The organism is Citrobacter sp. Ce006 (assembly GCF_030336535.1).
Lineage (GTDB): Bacteria > Pseudomonadota > Gammaproteobacteria > Enterobacterales > Enterobacteriaceae > Citrobacter > Citrobacter europaeus.
Genome location: NZ_JAOWDO010000024.1, coordinates 1 through 265, shown reverse-complemented (window position 1 = coordinate 265; position 265 = coordinate 1). Strand labels below are relative to the sequence as shown.

Here is a 265-nt window from a genome sequence, read left to right as displayed (position 1 = left end):
AGTAAAGGATGGTGGAGCTATGCGGGATCGAACCGCAGACCTCCTGCGTGCAAGGCAGGCGCTCTCCCAGCTGAGCTATAGCCCCATCGTAGTTATCTCATTCACCTTAATTCTTGCTGAGACAAGGCGTGGAGCGGCGAAGCATACTGAAGTATGCGAGTCGTTTCACAACGCGGTATCAGAAAGAATTTGGTAGGCCTGAGTGGACTTGAACCACCGACCTCACCCTTATCAGGGGTGCGCTCTAACCACCTGAGCTACAAGC

The 265-nt window shown here is 53.6% G+C and carries 1 tRNA gene; it reads right to left on the bottom strand.

What is annotated here, in order from left to right:
* Positions 1-9: 9 nt before the first annotated feature.
* Positions 10-85, bottom strand: a tRNA-Ala gene (locus OGV94_RS00115).
* Between the last annotated feature and the right edge of the window lie 180 nt (positions 86-265).